Source organism: Saccharomonospora sp. NB11 (assembly GCF_015910535.1).
Lineage (GTDB): Bacteria > Actinomycetota > Actinomycetes > Mycobacteriales > Pseudonocardiaceae > Saccharomonospora.
The window spans coordinates 133,272-153,793 of sequence record NZ_JACBJG010000003.1 but is presented as its reverse complement, the minus strand read 5'-3'; the positions used below and the strand labels follow the sequence as shown (position 1 = coordinate 153,793).

The window sequence follows — 20,522 nt, the reverse complement described above, 5'->3', positions numbered from 1 at the left end:
GACTTGTTGCCGACAAAGAATTTGCGAGCGCACTCGGTCAACCGCGCCAGCACGTAACTTACTGTGTGACGTCCGGGGTGAGGCAGGCAGATCGCGCATTAGCCCTGATGACACCGGGTTGTTATCTGGGGTTGTCCGCGAGGGCTTTTCCGATGGTGCCGATCACGTCGTCGCGCAGCAGCGAGCTCCCGCCGTTGGCGAGGATACGTTCCACGAACTCGAAGACCACGACGTCACGGTCGCCCAGCAACTCGGCGATCTGGTGTGCGTCCCCCGACGCCACGATGTCGGAGTGCGCGATGAGGAGGTTGCGGTTGGTCGCCGCGAGGAACGGCGAGGCGAACTGGGTGAACGAGTCGGCGACCACCCCGACGTTGCCGTTGTAGACGCCGGTGACCTCTTCGCCGAACTGCCGGGTCCGCAGCGGCACCTTGAAGTCGCTCGCGATGTAGCGGGTGAGGTCTTCCTTGCCGTCCGGCGCGAGCGTGTACTCGTGGAGGTCCCACGTCTCTGAGCGGCCGAGCAGCCGGACGAGGTCGGCGGGCCAGTCACGCAGTTTGCCCTGCTCGATCTGCCAGGTGCGGGTGATGCCGGGCGAGATCTGTTCGGCCACCGCGTAGGTCATGGTGAGTCCACCGGCGAAGTTCCAGTGGCTGTCGACCGCGCTGTAGGTGTCGGTGTCGAGTTGTTCGGCCGTGCGGCGCAACGGTTCGCGCAGGTCGATGGCGCCGGTCTCGGCCGGGATGCGACGCCAGAACTCCTCGCTGCGGGCGGCGGCGCACTCCTTGCCGACGTAGTCGTCGGGAAGACGCTCCGGCATCGCGGTGGTCTTGTTGGGGGCCACGACCAGCACGAACTTGCGTCCGGAGGCCTCGACAGCGTGGCGCAGCTTGTTGAGCGCCGCGACGACGTGGTCGACGTCCATGACGGGGAAGCACTTGCTCGCGATGTCCTCGCCGAGGAACAGCCAGTCGTCCTTGCCGGAGATGACACGCGGGTACAGATCGCGCGGCACCACCTGCTTGGGCTCGTCCTCCGGCTGCACGCCTGCCGTCCCCGACCGGGCGCCGGACTGCGCTCCCGGCGGGTCGCCGAAAAGGCCGGTACCGACGGCGTCGGCCGCCTCCACTCCCGCCTCCCGCAGCGGCAGGTGGTCGGTGGCCCAGGCCGGGAGGTCGGTGAAGAAGCTCCAGCCGTCGGCGAGGCTGGGGAAGTCGTGCAACTCCCGGTTCTCGAACGGCTCCGCGCGAACCCCGAGCACGAAGGACAGTGCGGGGGCGAGGAAGAAGACCACGGCGCAGACCAACGCCGTGCGCTGTTTCGCGCTGTGCCGAGGCCGGTAGAGGTTGTGTTCCTGCGGCAACCACGACTCCGGCGTCGGCGGCAGGACGGGAGCCTTGGGTGGGTGTGGCGGTATGCCGGGGAACACGCGCCGTATCGTAGCCGCCGGTCACGGCGTGGGAGGCCCGATCGGGAAGATCGGCGCGTGCGGGAACGGAGTGGGCGTTGGAGCGGGGACTGTCCAGAGGTGCCGACTACGCGGAGCGGCTCGCCGCCGAGCACGGGACGTTCGCCGTGCAGGAGGACGTGCACGGCAACCTTCCGGAGTCGGCGCACCGGTGGTCGGCCCGGCACATGCTGCCGAAACTGCATGAACTCGGCGTGGAGAGCATCGGCTCGCTGATCGTCGACGAGATCCGGAGCCGGGCGCGTGAGGCGGCCGAGCAGGGGCGCGACGCCGTGGTGCTCTCGCTCGGCAGCGGCAACGGCGACCAGGAACTGGGGTGGCTGAAGGCACTTGCCGCCGACGGTGTCGACAACGTGCGGGTGCGGCTGCTGGAGATCAACCACGACATGCAGGCCAGGGCGGCCGACGCCGCCGCTCGGCTCGGGTTCGCAGACCGCGTCGAACACGTCGAGACCGACTTCAACACGTGGAAGGCCGACACCGAACACGACGTCGTGGTGGCGTTCCAGGTGTTGCACCACGTGCTCGACCTCGAACACCTCTACGGACAACTCCGCGAGGGGCTGCGCTCGAACGGCGTGCTCGTGGTGCACGACATGATCGGCCGCAACGGACACCGCCGGTGGCCCGAGGCCCTCGAAGTGATCGAGCGGATCTGGGCCACCTTGCCACCCGAACTGCGTCGCAACTCCATCACGGGCGCGATCGACGAGCAGTTCGACGACATCGACTGCGCCGTCGACGGCTTCGAGGGCATTCGTGCCCAGGACGTGCTGCCGGTGCTGCTCGACTACCTGCACCCGAGCTTCTTTTTGGCACTCGGCAACGTGATCGACCCGTTCGTCGACCGCGTGTACGGCCACAACTTCGACATGGACGACGAGCGGCACCGCGCTCTGATCGACGACATCGGGGTGCTCGACGACAGCCTCATCGACCTCGGCGTCGTGACCCCGACCCGGCTCACCGCGCTGTTCCACCCGACTCCGCAGGAGCTGCGGGCGTACCGCGACCGCACGCCGGAGCGGTCGGTGCGCCGCACCGACGTGGTGGACTCGGCGGGACGGGTGTCGTTCCACCCTGCCGCGTCCGACCCGCATCGGCTGGTGCGGGGCGGCGGGCTCGCGGTTGGCCGCTGCAACGGGGTGCTGCACGACCGGTGGGTCGGCCGGGAGGCGACGCTCCCGGTGCGCACGACGGCACCGGTCGACGCGGTCGAGCTGGAGTTCTGGGTGCCGGACTGGATGCCCGAGCGCGGAACGCTCACGGTCCTCGCCGACGGCGAGGCGGTGGCGGCGTTGCCGGTCGAACACGGGCTGCTGCACCGGACGGTCCCGGTCGCACTCGACGCCCACACCACGGCGGAGCTGACGTTGCGTTCGGACTGGTGGGTCAACCCGCACGCGGCCGGAATGGGCGAGGACCGACGCACCCTGTCCTACGTTCTGAACGCGGTCACGCTGCGGGAAAAGCAGAACCTGGCGCCGTGAAGCCCCGGTGAGGCGATAACCTGCCCGGCATGGCGGGTGAGGCTGTGGGGGAATCGAACGGTCGGACGGCGGCGAGATCCGAGGACGGTCGGCTCATCGAGTGGACGGGCGAACGCTGCGTCCCGTGGGTCGACGACCACCAGGTGATCTACGAGCACTACCACCGCTACGCGTTCGCCCTGCGATTCGCGAAGGGCAAGCGGGTGCTCGATCTCGCCAGCGGCGAGGGGTACGGCAGCGCGATGCTCGCGGCGACCGCGGCCGAGGTGGTCGGTCTGGACATCGACGAGCGGTCCGTCGCCCACGCGAACCGGAACTATCCGCTCGACAACCTGCGGTTCACGGTCGGCTCGATCACCGACCCCGACGTGCTGGCCGACGAGGAGCCGTTCGACGTCGTCACGTGCTTCGAGGCCGTGGAGCACGTGGTCGAGCAGGACCAGCTTATGCGGCTCGTGAAGGCCCGACTGGCGCCCGACGGTGTGTTCCTGTGCAGCACGCCCGACGTCGAGGTCTACACCCACGACCACGGCAACGAGAACCCGTACCACGTCAAGGAACTCACCCACGACGATTTCCGGCGGCTGTTGGCCGACAGCTTCGAGCATGTCGTGTTGCTGCGGCAGAACGTGGCCGTGGGCTCGCTCGTGCACGACGGGCCCGAGCAGGGCGACGTCGAACTCCACACGCTGACCGCCGCCGAGGGCAATGCCTGGACGGTGTCGCCCGGGGCGCCGCACACGTACCTGCTGGGAGTGGCCTCCGCCGTTCCCGTGGAGGTCCCCCGCGCGTCAGTGCTCGCCGACCCGGATCTCACCCTCGTCGCCCACGCCCGCGACGGCGAAATCGCGCAGCTCACCGACACCGTGGTGTCGCTGCGCGGGCGCCTGGACTCCGTGGAGAACAGTCTTCGCGACGAGCGGGAGGCGTCGCAGCGGCACGCCGACGAGCGTGACGCCGCGCTTGCCCGGGCCTCGGAGGCCGAGCACAGGTACGCCCGGAGCGTCGACGAGAACACCGATCTCCGGGAACGGCTGGCCCGCACCGAGAAGCGGTTCGACTGGTTGAGCGAGCACACCGCCGAGCTGCGGCGGACGGTCGGCACGCTCGCGGCCGAGAACGCGGCGTTGAAGGCCGAGCAGTCGGCGTTGGCGCAACGACTGATCAACCGTTACCGCAGCACGGTGGAGCGTGTCGCCCCGCGTGGCAGCCGCCTGCGCGACGTCTACGAGGGCGCACTGGGACGGCCGAAGGGCGTGCTGCCCGCGCCGGCGGAGGACACTTCGCCCGTGGGGGTCACGACGAGCGTCGACCCGATCGTCAGCGTGGTGATCCCCGTCTACGGCAACTGGGCGTACACCCGCAGGTGCCTGGCGTCCATCGAGGCGAATCTGCCCGCGACGCCGTTCGAGGTGATCGTCGTGGACGACGCCTCGCCCGACGGCTCCGCCGACCTCGTCGCCCAGTGCCCGGGGGTCCGGTTGGTGCGCGCGGAACGCAACCGGGGCTTCGTGCACTCGTGCAACCTCGGTGCGCAGCACGCGGGTGGCGAGTTCGTCCTGTTCCTCAACAACGACACCGAGGTCCACGACGGCTGGCTCGACGCGTTGGTGACGGTCTTCGACACCCATCGTGATATCGGGCTCGTCGGGTCCAAGCTGGTCTATCCCGACGGCACCTTGCAGGAGTGCGGCGGCATCGTCTGGGCCGACGGCTCGGGCTGGAACTACGGGCGCGGCGACAATCCGCACGAGCCGCGTTACGCGACGATGCGCGACGTCGACTACTGCTCGGGCGCCTCGATCATGGTCCGCAAGAGCCTGTTCGACGCCGTGGGCGGCTTCGACACCCGCTACGCGCCCGCCTACTACGAGGACACCGATCTGGCGTTCGCGGTGAGGGCCGCGGGCTACCGCACGGTGGTGCAGCCCGAGTCGGTCGTGACCCACCACGAGGGCGTGTCGAACGGCACCGACCTCTCGTCGGGCGTCAAGCGCCACCAGGAACTCAACCGCGACGTCTTCGTGGAGAAGTGGGCCGACGCGCTCGCGAAGCACTGCGCCGAGGCCAGCCCCCGCAACGTGTGGCTCGGCCGCCACCGCACCGGTGCCGGGCACGGTGGTGGTGTGGTGCTGGTCGTCGACCACCAGGTGCCGCGGACCGACGAGGACTCCGGCTCGGTCCGGATGTCGCGCATCCTGGAGTCGCTGGTGGGTCTGGACCAGCGCGTGGTGTTCTTCCCCATGAACGGCGCGTTGCCCGAGCGGTACACGCGCGCGCTCCACCAGGCAGGGGTGACCGTGCTCGCCGACGCCGGACAGCAGCAGGAGTTCCTGCGCGAGGTGGGTCCGGAGCTGCGCCTGGCGTTGCTGTCGCGCCCGCAGATCGCGTGGCAGTTGTTGGAGCAGGTCCGGCAGTACGCACCGGACTGCGTGGTCGCCTACGACACCGTGGACCTGCACTTCGTGCGGCTGAACCGGCAGGCCGAGCTCGCGAAGGAACTCGGTGACGAGGCCGAGTTCGTGTCGTTGTCCCGGAGGGCCGAGGCGTTGCGGGAGATGGAGCTCGGCCTCACGCGCGCCAGCGACGTGACGTTGACGGTCTCCGAGGACGAGCGGCGCACGCTCGCCGAACTGGTGCCGACGGCGCGGGTGGAGGTCTTGTCGAACATCCACGAGGTCTCGGCGGCTCCCACGTTCCCCGCCGGGCGGCGCGACCTGCTCTTCGTCGGTGGTTTCGACCACGTGCCCAACCGGGACGCCGCGCGCTGGTTGGCCGAGGAGATCATGCCGCTGGTGCGGAAGGAGTGCCCCGACGCCGTCGCGCACATCGTGGGCAGCAATCCACCGCAGGAGGTCCTCGACCTCGAACGCGAGGGCGTCGTCGTGCACGGCTGGGTCCGCGACCTCGCGGCGATGTACCGCGAGACGCGCGTGGTCGTCGCTCCGCTGCGGTTCGGCGCGGGTGTGAAGGGCAAGATCGGCGAAGCCCTGTCGCACGGTGTGCCCGTGGTCGGCACGACGCTGGCCGTGGAGGGCATGGGGTTGCGCCACGAGGAGAGCGCGCTGATCGGGGACACTCCCGAGCAGCTCGCGCGGGGGATCTGCCGCGCACTCACCGACGACGCGTTGTGGGTCGAGCTGGCCCGAGCGGGCGCGGCGGCGGTGGAGGCCACCTTCGGGCCGCGCGTGGCCGAGCGCACGCTTCGTGGGTTGCTGACGAGGGCGGACACGACGAACTGACTTCGACTTCTCGCGGGGGGGCGGTGAAGAGTGGTTCTACGGCAGGGACGGCGGCGATTCCGTGAGTACGCGGACCCCAACATCGGGTTCGGCTGGTTGCGGCTCATCGGCGCCACCACGGTCGTCGTCGATCACAGTTGGCCGATTCTCGACCCGTCCCGGCTGACGATCTTCCCGGCGAGTTGGGACGCCTCGCCCGGCTATGTGGCGCTCATGGGGTTCTTCGCCATGAGCGGTTTCCAGATCAGCCAGAGCTGGGCGAGCGATCCGTCGTGGTGGCGGTTCAGCGCGAAACGGTTGTTGCGCATCTTCCCGCCCGTGATCGCCGTGGTGGCCGCGCTGGTGTTCGTGATCGGCCCGCTGTTCACCACTCTCTCGGCCGCGGAGTACTGGAGCGACAAACAGACCTGGCGCTACCTCGTCGGCACGTCGCTGCTGTTCCTCCTGCAGCACCAGCTTCCGGGTGTGTTCGTCGAGAACCCGTACCCGTGGTCGGTGAACGGGTCGTTGTGGACGTTGCCCATGGAGATGATGGGCTACGTCGTCGTGCTGGCGGCGGGGCTGTTGATGCTGCTCGGCCTCGGCAGGTGGGTGGTGCTGCCGGTGCTGGTGGCGCTGCTCGTGGCCGACAGCCAGATCCAGGCGACGATGGGCTACCACGGTGACGTCGGCTCGCTGATCGAGGTGCCGATCGGGTCGACCGTGGCGTTCATGGTGCCGTTCGCCATGGGCATGGTGCTGTTCGCCTATCGCGACCGCATTCCGCTGAACCCGTGGGTGGCGTTGGGGCTGCTCGGACTGTGGATCGCCGTGCACCAGACGCCGGCCGACCGGTACGTGCTCGCGATCATGGCTTCGTACGGGGCGATCGTGTGGGCCCACCACTGGCCTCGTCGGCTCGAAGTGGACGGTCGGTGGATCTTCGGCAGCTACGGGATGTACATCTGGGGCTTCCCCGTCCAGCAGTTGATCATCGTCGCCGGGGTGGACGACCCGCGGCTGCTGGCGGTGCTCGCGGTGCCTGCCGCGTACCTGTGCGGAGTGGCGTCCTGGGTGTGGGTCGAGGTGCCGACCCAACGCCTGCGTCGTTACCTGAAGAAACCCCGCCCTGCGAGGCCGGCACCTCCGCCGTCCCCGGTCACGAGGGCGGGAACGCCTCCTGCAGAGGCTCCACGACCTCGGTCGTGATCGCCGCGAGTTCGATGTCGTCGGCGGGCGTGGGTTGGGAGACCCAGAGGTTCACCGCCACGGAGTCCGAGGCGTACCAGGTGCCCCGCAGGGTGCGGTCGCCCAGCTCGCCGGTGAGGCCGCCGTCGATGTCCTCGACGTCGGTGAATCCGGCCGTCACCGTCATCGCGCGCAGCTCGGAGGCGAGCGATGACGCCTGCTCGGCGTCGGGCGTGGGGATGACGAGCAGGAAGTAGTTCGCGTCTCCGTCGGTGGACGCCCGGTGAACGACCTCGTTGACGCCGTGGTCGGTGAGGATCGCCGCCGACTGTTCGGGGTAGAGACCGAGCTCGACGCCCTTGTCCACGGCCAGCGTCGAGTCGTTGGGGCTGGGCACGCCGGGCAGCGCGGGGACCCGGTCCTCCAGCGCGGGTTCGTCCGCTGGGGCGTCGTCAGTGGAGCCGGGCGCGGCGATGTGGGAGCCTCCGTCTCCGGAGGGCGGTGGCTCCGAGCGGTCCTGCCCCAGCCACCAGGCTCCGCCGATCACCGCGCCGAGGGCGAGGAAGACCGCACCCGAGATGGCGACCCAGGTCAGCCCGGTCCGGCGACCCCGCTGGTCGGTGCTCTCGTCGTCGGCGGTCGGGACACCGGGAGGCGGGGTGGAGAAGTCGATCCTGCGCAGTAGTTCGGTCGGTCGTTCGTCGGCGGGGCTGGGAGCCGTCGTCGGTCGCGTCGTCGACAGCAGCGCCGCCGCGCTCGGTGTCGACGGTCGATCGTTGTCGGACTCGGGGCGCGTGTGGGCCGGGTTGGCAGCCTGCCAGGTGCCGCCGTCGGACGTCGTGTCGGACGTCGCTTCGGCCGTCTCGTCGGACGGCTCGTCGGACGGCTTCTCGGCCGGCTCCTCGGACGGCTTCTCGGGGGTGTCGGCCGAGGCGGGGGCAGTCGAGGTGGAGCCCTCCGAGGTCGTCGGAGACGGTCCCGCCGGGGTCGTCGACACCGTGCTCGCGGCGGGCCGGGCGAGGGCGGCCAGCGGAGCGCCCGACACCTCGGCCAGGATGTCCTCACGTCGACGTCGGTGCTCGCTGCTGGTGATGGTCCCCGCCGCGAGTTCGCTGTCGAGACGACGCAACTCTTCCTGCCAAGACATCGCCAACCCCCTGAGCGCCGGTGCAGCTGATACACCATAGTTCGCCACCCGTTCGCGTGACATTCTGGCGGTACGATCGAACGTATGGTGTTGTTCGGTCGAAACAAGACGCAGCTGGTGTCCGCGGACGAGGCTCTGCCCGGGCGGGCGGAAGCGCTTGTGACGCCCGACTTCCACGCCGTCTTCACTGATCACCGGATCAAGCCGCCGTTCCCCGACGGAATGCGTACCGCGGTGTTCGGCCTGGGCTGTTTCTGGGGCGCCGAGCGGTTGTTCTGGCAGACGTCGGGCGTGTACTCCACGGCTGTCGGCTACGCGGGCGGGTACACGCCGAACCCCACGTACGAGGAGGTCTGCACGGGCCTCACCGGTCACGCCGAGGTCGTGCTGGTCGTCTTCGACCCCGCGGCGGTGTCGTACGAGGCGTTGCTGAAGGTGTTCTGGGAGGGACACGATCCGACGCAGGGCATGCGGCAGGGCAACGACGTGGGCACGCAGTACCGCTCGGCCGTCTACTTCACCGACGACGAGCAGCGTCGGGTCGCCGAGGCGTCCCGGGAGTCGTTCCAGAAGGCGTTGACCGCGGCCGGCCATGGTCGGATCACCACGGAGTTCGCGCCGCTGCGGGAGTTCTACTACGCCGAGGAGTACCACCAGCAGTACCTGTACAAGGTGCCGAACGGATACTGCGGGCTCGGCGGTACGGGCGTGTCCTGCCCGGTCGGGATCGCCTCGGTCGAGTAGGCGTCCGTCGAGCGCAGCGCGAAACGACGAAGCACGAACCGACGAAGGGCGAGGCCGTGGTGGCCTCGCCCTTCGTGTCGAGAGCGGACGACGGGACTCGAACCCGCGACCCTCACCTTGGCAAGGTGATGCGCTACCAACTGCGCTACGTCCGCGTGCTCTCGGATCTCTCGATCCGCGCGAGAAACAGTGTATACCTACCCCTCTCGGCCACTCGATGGAGGGTCGGGTGATGACACTCGGCCGATCCGACAGGTACGAATCGGGTGCGGGTGGTCGCGTGACTCCGTATGGTGTTCGAAGTTCAACCAAACGGGATACGGCCCGGAGGGGGTGCCTGGCTGTATGTCGAGCGACTCGGTCCCCGCATCCGACCAGCCGGGTCTCGTGGATCGCATTCGGTCCGGGGACGACGCTGCTTTCGGTGAGCTGTTCCAGGCCCACGAGTCGGCCGTGCGCAGCCTCGCACGCGGCCTCGTGTCCGACGCCTCCGACGTCGAGGACCTCACGGCCGAGACGTTCTTCCGCGTGCTGCAGGCGATCCGCCGGGGAAACGGTCCACGGGAGAACGTGCGTGCCTACCTGCTGACCGTGGCCCGTCGGGTGTCGTGGGAGTGGCAGGCGGCCCGACGCGAGGTGCCGGTCACCGACGACGAACTCGTGGCGCGGGCGGGGATTCGTGGCGACTCCCAGAGCGGAACCGCCGAGTCGGCCCTGATCACCCGCGCCTTCACCAGCCTCCCCGAGCGGTGGCGAATCGTCCTGTGGCACACCGAGGTGCAGGGCGAGCAGCCCGCCGTCGTCGCGCCGCACTTCGGCCTCAGCCCCAACGCCACGGCCGCGTTGGCGCGCCGCGCCCGCATCGGGTTGCGAGCGGCCTACCTCCAGGCGCATCTCGCCAGCGACACCACCTCCACGGGATGTCGCAACGTCGTGCGCAAGCTCGGCGGCTACACCGTGGGCAGCGTGACCGGAGCGGAGGCTCGCAGGATCCGCAGTCACCTCGGCGACTGCGAGTCGTGTCGGACGACGCTGGAGGAACTGAAGCAGGTGTGTTCCTCGCTGCGGGCGCACGCGGGGGTGCTGGCCCTGTGGGTGCCGTTGACGGGCCTGGCGTTGGCCGGATCGGGTGCGGGCGCGGGTGCCGGTGCGGGTGCCGGGGCCGCCGTCGCCGCGGGTGGTTCCGCCACGGCGAGCGGGGTCGCCGCCGGGGGTGGAGCCGGTGCCGCTGCCGCGGCCTTCGGGACCGGCAAGTTCGGGCTCACGTTCGTCTCCGCGGCGGCCGTCGTGGGGATGGCGGGCGGGCCGATGTTGCCGGACATGGAGGTCCAGCGTCGGGAACCCGAGCTGCCGAGCAGCGGGTCGATCAGGTTGTCGGAGGCCGGGGACGGCCGGTCGGCGTCGCACACCACGGTCGTGATGCCGGAGTCGGTGGCCTCGCACGACAGCACCAGGTCGCGGTCGACTCTGCTCCCGGCCGAACCGGCGCGGGACACGCACGGTCCCACCGACTACACGCTTCCCGCCGAGATCAGCATCGGGGAGGGCGGTTCGGCGACGTTGCCGACCAGTGAGTCCGGCCGTTCCGAGACCGTGCCGAGCGAGGTGCCGTCCCAGGACCTCTCGTCGCCGCCCGAGACCACCTCCGAGCGGCCCCAGACCGCCACGGGCAGTCGACCGCGCGACGACGTCGAGGACCCGGTGCTGCCGCCGGGACAGGGTGGTGTCCGGCCGTCGGAGGTCCGGGGCACGCCGTCCTGGGCGGCCGGTACCGAGGGCACCACCGCGCTGACGCAGCCCACGGGGTGAACATCGGACTTCCCGAGGCCGGGACGATCACGGTAACGTTGCGGTGACGTTCTGCATTGTCGGGGCTAGCGGAGGAAGCGATGAACCGGCTTGTCCAGGGATCCGACGGCCGGGATTGGGTCATCCGTGCGCACATGGAGTGGCGGAAGCCGGCCACGGCCGACGACTTCGAACACGACGTCGCCGCCAACCAGGCGCCCGGTCTCGCGATGCTGGGTGTCGCGGTCGCGCTGGGTGTCGTGCTGCTGGTGTGGATGCCCGAGGACGTGGTGGTGCCGAAGTGGGTCCCACTCGCACTGCTGCTCGTGGTGTTGTTCTTCCCGTTGCGTTGGGTCCTGCGCAGGCCGTGGACCGTGGTCGCCGAGACCGAGGGCGACGCCACCGGTGAGAAGCCGTCCGAACGGTGGGTCGGCACGGTCATCGGTATGTTGAACGTGAGGGGCGAGGTCGCGCGCATCGCCAAGTCCATCCACAAGCACGACCTGCCCGACTTCGACGGCCCACTACATCCTGTCGAGTAGCCCATGCCCGAGTTGCCCGAGGTCGAAGCCCTCGCGTACTTCCTCAGGGAGAACGCGCTCGACCGCGTGGTGACGAGGGTCGACGTGGCGTCGTTGACCGTGCTCAAGACCGTGAGCCCATCGCCGACGGAACTCCACGGCAGGACGGTGACCGGCACTGCTCGCCACGGCAAGTACCTCGACGTCGACTGTGACGGGCTGCATCTCGTCGTCCACCTCGCCCGAGCCGGGTGGCTGCGGTGGTCCGACGCTCTCTCCCCGGCGCCACCGCGCCCCGGGCGTGGTCCGGTGGCGCTGCGGGTGCGGTTGTCGGACGAGGAGGGCAGCCCGGGGTTCGACCTCACCGAGGCCGGAACGAAGAAGGACCTCGCGGTGTGGCTCGTCGAGGACCCCCGGCAGGTGCCGGGCATCGCGAAGCTCGGCCCGGACGCGCTCGACCTCGACCGCGACGGCTGGGCGCGAGTGCTGCGCGGCAGCAGCGCGCGGTTGAAGACGGCGCTGGTGGACCAGTCGTCGGTCGCGGGCATCGGCAACGCGTACTCGGACGAGATCCTGCACACCGCGCGGCTGTCGCCGTACGCGACGGCGGGGAAGCTGTCCGAGGAGGCGCTCGATCGGCTCGTCGACGCCGTGCGCGTGGTCCTGACCAAGGCGGTCGACGCGTCGGTCGGACAGAAGGCCGCGAGACTGAAGGGCGAGAAGCGGTCGGGGATGCGGGTGCACGGCCGGACGGGACTGCCGTGCCCGGTGTGTGGGGACACGGTGCGCGAGGTGTCGTTCGCCGACCGGTCGTTCCAGTACTGCCCCACGTGCCAGACGGGCGGGAAGACGTTGGCCGATCGAAGGATGTCCCGGCTGCTGAAGTGAGATCGGGCGACCCCTCGACGGCCGGATCGTGACGCAGCGTGGCGAAACCCACCGTCGTCGAGGTTGATCGAGTACGGATGGTGTGCGGTCAGATCTTGCACGTGACGGTGTGAACGCAGAGCATGGACGCTGTGTCAAGTGTGTTGACCACGCAGACCGTCGTGGCCTTCGGTCTGGGGGCGTGCCTCGTCGGGTTGGTCACCGTCCTCGTCGCCGTCGTCAGACGCCGCAACCCGGGCGGAGCCGTCGACGAGGCCGTCCTCGACGCCGTCCGGTTCATGTCGGACTCGCCGCTCGACCTCCGGCGAGGTCTGACCCCGGACGCGGCCGACAAGATCACGTCCCGGCTGTTGCGGCTGTTGCGCTGTGTCGCGGTGGGTATCACCGACCGCGACGGGAGCCTGCTGTCCTGGGACGGTGAGGCCAACGACCACTACGTCGACCTGGTCGACCCCATCGGGACGGCGATCCGCAAGAAGCGGCACGAGATCGTGTCGCACAACAAGGTGCCGTGCAACCACAAGAGCAGTTGCCGGATGCGTACGGCCGTCATCGTCCCGCTCATCGTCGAGGAAGACCCCGAGGCCGTCCTCATCGTCGTCGGGCGCACGCGGGGCCGGGTGATCGCGCACCTGGCGGAGGCGGTCTCGAAGTTCGTGCGGACGCAGTTGGAGGCCGCGCGCCTCGAACAGGCCCGGCACGAGCTGCAGCGGGCCGAGATCAAGGCGCTGCGGGCGCAGATCTCGCCGCACTTCGTGTACAACGCCCTGAACACGATCTCGTCGCTCATCCGGACCGACCCGGAGGAGGCGCGGGAGCTGTTGCAGGACTTCGCGGACTTCACGCGCTACTGCTTCCGGGCGGAAGGCACCTACACCACCCTGTCGGACGAACTGCGCAACATCGATCGATACCTCACGATCGAGGGCGCTCGGTACGGCAGCAGGCTGAACGTCCGGCTGAAGATCGCCCCCGAGGTGCAGTCGGTGGTGGTGCCGTTCCTGCTCATCCAGCCGCTCGTGGAGAACGCCGTCAAGCACGGCATCGCCAACAAACCCGGGGGTGGCACGGTCACGGTGGTGGCGCAGGACATCGGCAACGAGGCCGAGATCAGTGTCGAGGATGACGGCGTGGGCATGGACCCCGCGCTTTTGGAGGGGATGCGGTCCTCGCGGAGTAGTGCGCACATCGGCCTCGCGGGGATCAACTACCGCATGAAGCAGGTGTACCACGACCGGTACTCGTTGATGGTCGAGACGGCCGTGGGCGCGGGCATGAAGGTGACCATGCGGGTGCCCAAGTTCGTGCGCGCGGTGCGGCCCGACATGCCCGGCTACTCCGAGAGCGACACCCCGACCGTGCGGCGGGAGGCGGTGTCGAAGCCCGGGGCTGCGCTCGGCTCCTGACCACTCACCGGACGCGAACGCGAGCCTGCGGTTCCGGATGATCAGTACGCTGGAGTCATGAGTCGCAAGGACACCCTGGTCTCCCGCATCCCGAAGCTGGGCGAACGCGTCGAGCGCAAGGACGTCGTCTCCGTCGTCAAGCTTCACGGCGTGATCACGCCGCAGGCGTCGCCGCTGTCCGCGCGCGGTGCCATCAACCTCGCGGCGGTGGAGACGGCGCTGAAGCGGGCGTTCTCCCACGAGCGGCTCCAGGCGGTCGCCCTGCAGATCAACTCGCCCGGCGGCGCGCCGACGCAGTCCGGTCTCGTGGCGGAGCGCATCCGGCAGCTCGCCGAGGCGAAGGGTGTCCCCGTCATCGCGTTCGCCGAGGACGTCGCCGCATCGGGTGGGTACTGGCTGGCGTGCGCGGCCGACGAGATCTACGCGCATCGCACGTCGATGGTGGGTTCCATCGGCGTCATCTCCGGCTCGTTCGGGTTCTCGCAGTTGCTCGAACGGTTCGGCGTGGAGCGCAGGCTCTACACGGCCGGGGAGAACAAGTCGCGCCTCGACCCGTTCACTCCGGAGAAGCCGGAGGACGTCGCGTGGCTGCGGTCGATGCACACGCAGTTGCACGACATGTTCGTGGACTGGGTCAAGCAGCGCCGGGGTGACCGACTCAGCGACGCGGAGGACTTGTTCTCGGGCGACGTCTGGCTCGGCCCCAAGGCACTCGAACTCGGTCTGATCGACGGCCTGGGCAGCCTCCGCGAGGTGGTGGAGCAGCGCTTCCCGAACGCCGAGATCACGGTCGCCGAGCCGAAGAAGCCGCTGCTCGCGCGCCTCGGCGTGTCCTCGCCCGCCGCCGCGATGTTGCAGGCGATCGAACACCGTGCGGCGTGGTCTCGCTTCGGGCTGTGATCGTCTTCTAGGCTGATGTCGACGGGCGGTGTCCGAATCGCCCGGCAGCGTAGTGGACAGAGACCCTTGCAAGCGGCAGGATGCGTGTCACTGTGAGTGCTCCCCATGACACACCGAAGCTGCTCGTCCTCGCCGTCGACGACGAGCCGCACGGTCTTGATCAGTTGAAGCACTGTCTGGAGGCCAACGCCTACGTCGGACGGGTGCTTCCCGCTGTCGACGCCTCCGAGGCGCTCCGGCTCCTCGGCTCCGACGACGACCTCATCAAGGTCCGCAAACAACGCGGCCTGCCACCGGTGGACGCGGTCTTCGCGGACATCAACATGCCCGGCCTGTCGGGTATGGAGATGTCGCGGGTCTTCGCGTCACTGAACCCGGCTCCGGTGCTCGTGTTCGTCACCGGACACGCGGAGGAGGCGGTCGAGGCGTTCGACCTCGGGGCCGTCGACTACGTGTTGAAGCCGGCGCGGCAGGAACGCATCGACAAGGCCGTGTCCCGCGTGGTCGAGAAGATCGAGGCCGCGTCGGGGCACCGGCGCCCCTCGGAGCCCGAACGGGACCGTGACAACGAGGTGATTCCCGTCGAGCTGGCGGGAACCACCAAGCTCATCCCGCGGTCGTCGGTGCGGTGGGTGGAGGCGCAGGGCGACTACGCCAGGCTGTTCACCACCGAGGGCAGCCACCTCGTGCGCATCCCGTTGGCGCAGTTGGAGGAGCGCTGGGCGAAGGCGGGGTTCGTCCGCATCCACCGGTCGTTCCTCGTGTCGCTGCCGCTCATCACGGAGCTGCGCATGGGACAGGGCGGCTACCAGGTCGTGATCGGCAACGAGGAGAAGGTCCTGCCCGTCAGCCGCAGGCACACGCGCGAGCTGAAGGACAAGCTGGTCGGTTCGTCCCGGTTGGGTTAGCCACCCGTGACCGACGACGACTTCTACGGCAGTGTCGACGGCATCCGGCAGCCGGACCCGACGCTGGGCAAGAAACCGCTGCCGTCGGAGACGCAGCGACCCGCCGTCGCGTTGTCGACCCCTTCGGAGCCCGCCGCGAAACCCCGGAGGCAACGGGTCGTGCTCGCTGCGCCGCGCCGCATGTCGAGCGCGTCGATGCGAGCACGGGTGGAGCTGGCCGAGCAGACGAGCTGGGGGAAACTGCTGGTCAAGGACCTCGTGAAGGTGCAGCTACGGGCCGGGTTGTTGTTGTTCGGGCTCGTCGTGGTGGTGCTGGGAGCGTTGCCGGTGCTGTTCCACCAGTGGTCGGAGCTCGCGGCCTGGCGGGTGATCGGGATACCCGTGCCGTGGATCGCGCTGGGCATCCTGCCGTTTCCGCTGCTGTTCGCCGTCGGCATGTGGTACAACCGGCTGGCGGAGCGACACGAACAGGACTTCGTCGCGATGATCGAGAACTGACGCCGTCGGCACAAGCGAGGACAGTCCGTGCAGCTGAATCTGTGGGCTCTCGTCGGTGTCGGAGCGGTGTTGGCCGCGGCCTCCTACCTCGGCCGCCGCACCTCCCAGTTCGCCCGCGCCACCGACGACTTCCTCGTCGCACGGCGCATGGTGCGGTCGCGCCGCAACGCGTCGGCGATCTCGGGCGAGTACCTCTGTGCCGCGTCGTTCCTCGGAGTGTCGGGGCTGATCCTCAAGGACGGCGCCGACGCGCTCTGGTATCCCATCGGCCTCACCGCCGGATTCCTCGCGCTCGGCATCTTCGTGGCGGGGCCGCTGCGGCGCTCGGGCGCGTACACGATTCCCGACTTCGTGGAGGCCCGGCTCGGGTCCGCGGGCCTGCGGCGGACGTCGACCTGGTTCGTGGTGGCGCTCGGACTCGTCTACCTCGTGCCACAACTGCAGGGCGCCACGCTCGCGCTGAAGACCATCGTGCCGGGTGCGGAAACCTGGTGGGGGCCGGTCGCGGTGCTCGTGCTGCTCGTGGTCAACATCGTGTGGGGCGGCATGCGCGCGGCGACGCTCCTGCAGGCGTTCCACCACTGGATCAAGCTCTTCGCGCTGGCGATCCCGGCGTTCCTCCTGTGCGCGGTGTTCCTCGGCAGCGGAGGTGCGGGCGCGACGGGCGGACTCGGTGACAAGGCTCCGCCCGAGTTCACCGAGGAGACGACGGTGACGGTCGGCACCGACGTGGTTCTGCGGGTCGGGGAACCGACGATCGTGCACCGACTCGACGAACAGAACCCCGGACCGCGGCTGTGGTCGCCCGGAGTCGACTACCGCGTGCAGGAGGGGGAGCGACTGCTGTTCCCCGCCGCGTCGGCCGTTCCCGTGGTGAGCGACGCGGAGGCCGACAACGCGAGCTGGCTGCTGCCCGCCGAGGACGGCGACGAGCTCTGGTGGACGTACTCGGTGATCGTGGCGACGTTCCTCGGCACCATGGGATTGCCGCACGTGCTGGCCCGCTTCTACACCAATCCCGACGGCAGGGCCGCCCGCCGCACCACCGTGCAGGTGCTGCTGCTGGTCGGGTTGTTCTACCTGTTCCCCATCCTGCTGGGCGCATTGTCGCGGTTGTACGTGCCGGAGTTGCTCGTGACCGGCGAGGCAGACGCGGCCGTGTTGCGGGTGCCGACGGCGATGCTGCCGGGGCTGGCGGGGCAGCTCCTGGTCGCGGTGCTCGCGGCCGGGGCGTTCACGGCGTTCGTGTCGACGTCGTCGGGACTGCTCGTCAGCGTCGCGGGCATGGTGGCCACGGACCTGCTGTGGAACAAGACGCGCGACTTCGCGGTCGCCGTCGTGGTGGTGGCCGGTGCGGCGACGGCTGCGGCCATCCTGCTGCCGCTCGGCGACCTCGTCCACACGGTGGGGCTGGCGTTCGCGCTCGCCGCGTCGACGTTCTGCCCGCTGCTGCTGCTCGGCATCTGGTGGCGGCGCCTCACCTGGATCGGGGCGCTGCTCGGCATGCTGGTGGGCGGGCTCGGTGTGCTGACCGCCGTCGGCTTCCACGTCGCAGGCCGCCTGACCGGCGAGGACGTGCCGTGGTTCGTCACCCAGCCCGCCCTGCTGACCGTGCCCGCCGCGTTTTTCACCACGGTGATCGTGAGCCTGGCGACCGCCCGCCGGGTGCCCGAGGACGTCGACGTGGTGATGCTCCAGTTGCACGCACCGGACCATCTGGGGTTCATGCGCGACGGCAACGCGCGGACGCGGCGGGAGGCAATGGAGTCCGACTCACGTGGTCGGCACCGCAGCCGATGACGGTTCACGGGCATCGCACGGGACGGCATGCGACGATGAGATCGTGAATCACTCCGGTGTGCCCACGGTTCCGGTCGAGGAGATCCAGGCGGACGACGTCGTGCTGCTCGACGTGAGGGAACCCGACGAGTGGGCGGCGGGCCACGCGCCTTCGGCCGTCCACATCCCGCTGGCCGACCTGCCCGCCCGCGCGAGTGAGCTCGCCGAGCTGGCCGACGACCGTCCCGTCCACGTCATCTGCCGCACCGGTGGCCGTTCGGCCCGCGCGGTGGCGTGGCTCAACGCGGCGGGCGTGGTGGACGCCGTCAACGTCGCGGGCGGCATGAAGTCGTGGCAGGCCCAGGGGCGTCCGTTGGTCGGGGACCACGCGGACGTTCCTCCCGAGGTGCTGTGAGGCGGGTGGCCGGGGAGAGAGCCGCGTGAACTCGCCGGGCGCGCATTGGGGGTCCGGCCCGGGACACCGGGGTGGACGACCCTCGCACGTCTCGGTGCGGTGGGTCGCCTCGCCGCCCGGCCCGGTGCGGGAGCCCTCCGGCCGTCGCGCGCGAGCGCCCTACCTGGGGCCGCCCTCCTACGACACCACGCCGCGGTGGGGATTCCCGCACGTCGTCTGGCGCTGGCCGACAGCCGTGCAGGGGACCAGTGCCGCCACGCCGGTTCCGTCGCAGCGGTTGTTGCTGATCGCCCGCAACGCCGTCGCCGTGCTGTGGACCTTCGTCGGTCTCGCGGGCGTGGCGGCGGGTGCCGAGATCTGGCGCTACGTGCTGCTCGTGCTCAGCCGTGACCAGGCGCTGTCGCCCTCCGTGGTGGGAGCCTCCGACGCTCTGGTGCTGACGTTCGCGTTGCTGACCTTCGTGGGGTCGGTGTTCGCCGTCGCCGTGTCGGTGTGGTGGCTGCTGGTGGCACGTCGGGCGGCGGCGGACGAGGCGGGGCAGAACCCGCCACGGTCCACCTGGCAGGTGCTCGTCGGACTGCTGGTGCCGGGGCTGAACCTGGCGATGGCAGGCTCGATCCTCGCTGAACTCGAACACGCGGCCACGCGAAGGCCCGCTAACCGACGCCCGACCCCGTCGCGTCTGGTGCTGACGTGGTGGGCCGCGTGGATCGCCAATGCACTCCTGCTCGCGCTCACGCTGGTGTGGCGGGCGCGCGACGGCGTGCAGGCGCAGGTCGACGCGGTCACCCTCACTGCCCTGACCGACCTCTCGGCCATGGCGCTGGCGTTCGTCACGCTACAGGTCGTCCGCCGTTTCACCCGGCTGTTGGCGCCGATGGGAGAACAGCCCGTGCGCTCGTTGCGGGTCGTGCGCGTCGAGGGAGGCCCGGAGGTGCCGAGGCGGACGCGCCCGGCCACGGCGTCACGGTGAGCGGAGTTCCTCAGGCGGTCACGCGCAGTCGGTCGAATCCTCGGATGACGAACTCGGCACGCCGGGACGGGGGCTCGGTCTCCTGGAGGTCCGGGAGGCGGCGCGCGAGCGCGGTGAGCGCTGCGGCGATCTCGATGCGGGCGAGCGGCGCGCCGAGGCAGTAGTGCACGCCGCCGCCGAAGCCGAGGTGCGGGTTCGGATGCCGACCGATGTCGAGGGTGTCGGGGGCGTCGAAGACGTCGGGGTCGCGTCCGGCTGCGCCCAGCAACGCCGCGATCTTCTCGCCCTCGGCGATGTGGTGACCGCCGATCTCCAGGTCGGTCGTCGCGGTGCGCTCGAACAACTGCAGCGGCGAGTCGTAGCGGATGAGTTCCTCGGTGGCAGTCTCCGCGAGGGACGGGTCCCGGACGAGGCGTTCCCACTGGTCGCGGTGGGTGAGCAGGGCGTGGACGCCGTTGCCGATGACGTTCACCGTGGCCTCGTGGCCCGCCATGAGCAGCAGCACCGCCGTGGCCACGACCTCGTCGCCGGTGAGGTCGCTCGCGACGAGGTGGCTCAGCAGGTCGTCGCCGGGGTGGGCGGCGCGGTCGTGGGCGAGGGCGCGCAGGTAGTCGGCGAACTCGGTGGCCGCCGCCTCGGCCTGCCGCCGCCGCGGCTCCGGCAGCCCGTACTCGTACATCTTGACGATGGCGTTGCTCCAGCCGACGAGCATCGGGCCGTCGCTCTCGGGCACCCCCAGCAGCTCGGCGATGACCGCGACGGGCAGCGGTTGCGCCAGGTGTTCCAGCAGGTCCGCGTGACCGTCGGAGGCGATGCGGTCGGCCACGGTCGCCACCATGCGGTCGGCGAGGGCCTCCACCGACGGCCGCAACCGCTCGACGTGTCCCCGGGCGAAGGCCGACGACACGAGCCTGCGCAGTCGGGTGTGCGCGGGCGGTTCGTTCTCCAGCAGTGAGTTGCGGTGCAGCAGGTTGAACGACGCGAACTGCTCCGCCGGGGTCGCGTCCTGCCAGATCCGGCCGAGCCTGCGGTCGCGCAGCACGGCGGACGCCGAGGCGTGGGAGACGGCGACGAGCAGGCCGAGCCCGTCGTGCCGATGCACCGGGCCACGCGCGCGGAGGTCGGCGAACACCGGGTAGGGATCGGCGAGGAACTGCGGATCGCTCGGGTCGAACACGCCGCAGAGCG

17 protein-coding genes and 1 tRNA gene are annotated in these 20,522 nt (G+C 69.9%); 14 read left to right on the top strand and 4 right to left on the bottom strand.

The features are described 5' to 3' along the window. Positions 1 to 121 precede the first annotated feature (121 nt). Entirely contained in the window at positions 122 to 1,429 is a 1,308-nt protein-coding gene (locus tag JAV51_RS05225; RefSeq protein WP_307845739.1) for a hypothetical protein, read from the bottom strand. A gap of 77 nt (positions 1,430 to 1,506) precedes the next feature. On the opposite strand from JAV51_RS05225, the gene JAV51_RS05220 reads away from it, so the two are divergent. The 3 genes from JAV51_RS05220 to JAV51_RS05210 are packed head-to-tail and all read left to right on the top strand — an operon-like array spanning position 1,507 to position 7,388. After that, a complete protein-coding gene (locus tag JAV51_RS05220) occupies positions 1,507 to 2,958 on the top strand; it encodes a trans-aconitate 2-methyltransferase (protein ID WP_231641357.1) in 1,452 nt (483 codons plus the stop codon). 29 nt (positions 2,959 to 2,987) lie between these two features. Further along, positions 2,988 to 6,200, top strand: a complete 3,213-nt coding sequence (locus JAV51_RS05215) for a glycosyltransferase (RefSeq protein WP_197319483.1) — start codon at positions 2,988 to 2,990, stop codon at positions 6,198 to 6,200. Between the two features lie 30 nt (positions 6,201 to 6,230). Continuing rightward, positions 6,231 to 7,388, top strand: a complete 1,158-nt coding sequence (locus tag JAV51_RS05210) for an acyltransferase (protein ID WP_197319482.1) — start codon at positions 6,231 to 6,233, stop codon at positions 7,386 to 7,388. On the opposite strand, the gene JAV51_RS05205 is transcribed toward JAV51_RS05210, so the two are convergent. Next, the gene (locus tag JAV51_RS05205) at positions 7,339 to 8,514 is read right to left on the bottom strand and encodes a hypothetical protein (RefSeq protein ID WP_197319481.1); all 1,176 of its coding nucleotides are present in this window, start codon (positions 8,512 to 8,514) and stop codon (positions 7,339 to 7,341) included. The genes JAV51_RS05210 and JAV51_RS05205 overlap by 50 nt on opposite strands. A gap of 84 nt (positions 8,515 to 8,598) precedes the next feature. Here JAV51_RS05205 and msrA point away from each other — a divergent pair, with 84 nt between their 5' ends. Further along, positions 8,599 to 9,258: a peptide-methionine (S)-S-oxide reductase MsrA gene (gene msrA, locus JAV51_RS05200; RefSeq protein WP_197319480.1), complete on the top strand. Its 660-nt coding sequence runs from the start codon at positions 8,599 to 8,601 to the stop codon at positions 9,256 to 9,258. Positions 9,259 to 9,340: 82 nt separating this feature from the next. Here msrA and JAV51_RS05195 read toward each other — a convergent pair. Next, positions 9,341 to 9,413 (bottom strand) — tRNA-Gly (locus tag JAV51_RS05195). Positions 9,414 to 9,603: 190 nt separating this feature from the next. Between JAV51_RS05195 and JAV51_RS05190 the strand changes: the two genes are divergently transcribed. The 10 genes from JAV51_RS05190 to JAV51_RS05145 all read left to right on the top strand — a co-directional run bounded on the left by JAV51_RS05190 (position 9,604) and on the right by JAV51_RS05145 (position 19,334). Then, positions 9,604 to 11,067: a sigma-70 family RNA polymerase sigma factor gene (locus JAV51_RS05190; protein WP_197319479.1), complete on the top strand. Its 1,464-nt coding sequence runs from the start codon at positions 9,604 to 9,606 to the stop codon at positions 11,065 to 11,067. Positions 11,068 to 11,147: 80 nt separating this feature from the next. After that, on the top strand, positions 11,148 to 11,588 hold the full coding sequence (locus JAV51_RS05185; protein ID WP_197319478.1) for a DUF983 domain-containing protein: 441 nt from the start codon (positions 11,148 to 11,150) through the stop codon (positions 11,586 to 11,588). 3 nt (positions 11,589 to 11,591) lie between these two features. Next, complete coding sequence (locus tag JAV51_RS05180) at positions 11,592 to 12,455, top strand: Fpg/Nei family DNA glycosylase (RefSeq protein WP_197319477.1); 864 nt, start codon at positions 11,592 to 11,594, stop codon at positions 12,453 to 12,455. A gap of 122 nt (positions 12,456 to 12,577) precedes the next feature. After that, positions 12,578 to 13,861 carry a histidine kinase gene (locus JAV51_RS05175; protein WP_197319476.1) on the top strand — a complete coding sequence of 428 codons (1,284 nt, stop codon included), beginning with the start codon at positions 12,578 to 12,580 and terminating at the stop codon, positions 13,859 to 13,861. Between the two features lie 57 nt (positions 13,862 to 13,918). Next, a complete protein-coding gene (locus JAV51_RS05170) occupies positions 13,919 to 14,761 on the top strand; it encodes a S49 family peptidase (RefSeq protein WP_197319475.1) in 843 nt (280 codons plus the stop codon). Positions 14,762 to 14,841: 80 nt separating this feature from the next. Further along, positions 14,842 to 15,669, top strand: coding sequence for a LytTR family DNA-binding domain-containing protein (locus JAV51_RS05165; RefSeq protein ID WP_197319474.1), 828 nt, complete (start codon positions 14,842 to 14,844; stop codon positions 15,667 to 15,669). A 6-nt stretch (positions 15,670 to 15,675) separates the two neighbouring features. Then, on the top strand, positions 15,676 to 16,167 hold the full coding sequence (locus tag JAV51_RS05160; RefSeq protein WP_197319473.1) for a hypothetical protein: 492 nt from the start codon (positions 15,676 to 15,678) through the stop codon (positions 16,165 to 16,167). Positions 16,168 to 16,194: 27 nt separating this feature from the next. Continuing rightward, positions 16,195 to 17,967, top strand: a complete 1,773-nt coding sequence (locus tag JAV51_RS05155; RefSeq protein ID WP_197319472.1) for a cation acetate symporter — start codon at positions 16,195 to 16,197, stop codon at positions 17,965 to 17,967. A gap of 43 nt (positions 17,968 to 18,010) precedes the next feature. Then, complete coding sequence (locus tag JAV51_RS05150; protein WP_197319471.1) at positions 18,011 to 18,361, top strand: rhodanese-like domain-containing protein; 351 nt, start codon at positions 18,011 to 18,013, stop codon at positions 18,359 to 18,361. Positions 18,362 to 18,455: 94 nt separating this feature from the next. Beyond that, complete coding sequence (locus JAV51_RS05145; RefSeq protein ID WP_307845756.1) at positions 18,456 to 19,334, top strand: DUF4328 domain-containing protein; 879 nt, start codon at positions 18,456 to 18,458, stop codon at positions 19,332 to 19,334. 10 nt (positions 19,335 to 19,344) lie between these two features. Here the strand turns inward: JAV51_RS05145 and JAV51_RS05140 are convergent, their stop codons facing one another. Then, positions 19,345 to 20,511 (bottom strand): cytochrome P450, encoded by a 1,167-nt coding sequence (locus JAV51_RS05140; RefSeq protein ID WP_197319469.1) that lies wholly within the window; start codon positions 20,509 to 20,511, stop codon positions 19,345 to 19,347. Positions 20,512 to 20,522: the final 11 nt, after the last annotated feature.

What these genes read in the sequence shown, in the direction of transcription:
- JAV51_RS05215 (WP_197319483.1), top strand. Translation starts at nt 2,988, where the DNA reads ATGGCGGGTGAGGCTGTGGGGGAATCGAACGGTCGGACGGCGGCGAGA.
- JAV51_RS05205 (WP_197319481.1), bottom strand. Translation starts at nt 8,514, where the DNA reads ATGTCTTGGCAGGAAGAGTTGCGTCGTCTCGACAGCGAACTCGCGGCG.
- msrA (WP_197319480.1), top strand. Translation starts at nt 8,599, where the DNA reads ATGGTGTTGTTCGGTCGAAACAAGACGCAGCTGGTGTCCGCGGACGAG.
- JAV51_RS05190 (WP_197319479.1), top strand. Translation starts at nt 9,604, where the DNA reads ATGTCGAGCGACTCGGTCCCCGCATCCGACCAGCCGGGTCTCGTGGAT.
- JAV51_RS05185 (WP_197319478.1), top strand. Translation starts at nt 11,148, where the DNA reads ATGAACCGGCTTGTCCAGGGATCCGACGGCCGGGATTGGGTCATCCGT.
- JAV51_RS05180 (WP_197319477.1), top strand. Translation starts at nt 11,592, where the DNA reads ATGCCCGAGTTGCCCGAGGTCGAAGCCCTCGCGTACTTCCTCAGGGAG.
- JAV51_RS05175 (WP_197319476.1), top strand. Translation starts at nt 12,578, where the DNA reads ATGGACGCTGTGTCAAGTGTGTTGACCACGCAGACCGTCGTGGCCTTC.
- JAV51_RS05170 (WP_197319475.1), top strand. Translation starts at nt 13,919, where the DNA reads ATGAGTCGCAAGGACACCCTGGTCTCCCGCATCCCGAAGCTGGGCGAA.
- JAV51_RS05165 (WP_197319474.1), top strand. Translation starts at nt 14,842, where the DNA reads ATGCGTGTCACTGTGAGTGCTCCCCATGACACACCGAAGCTGCTCGTC.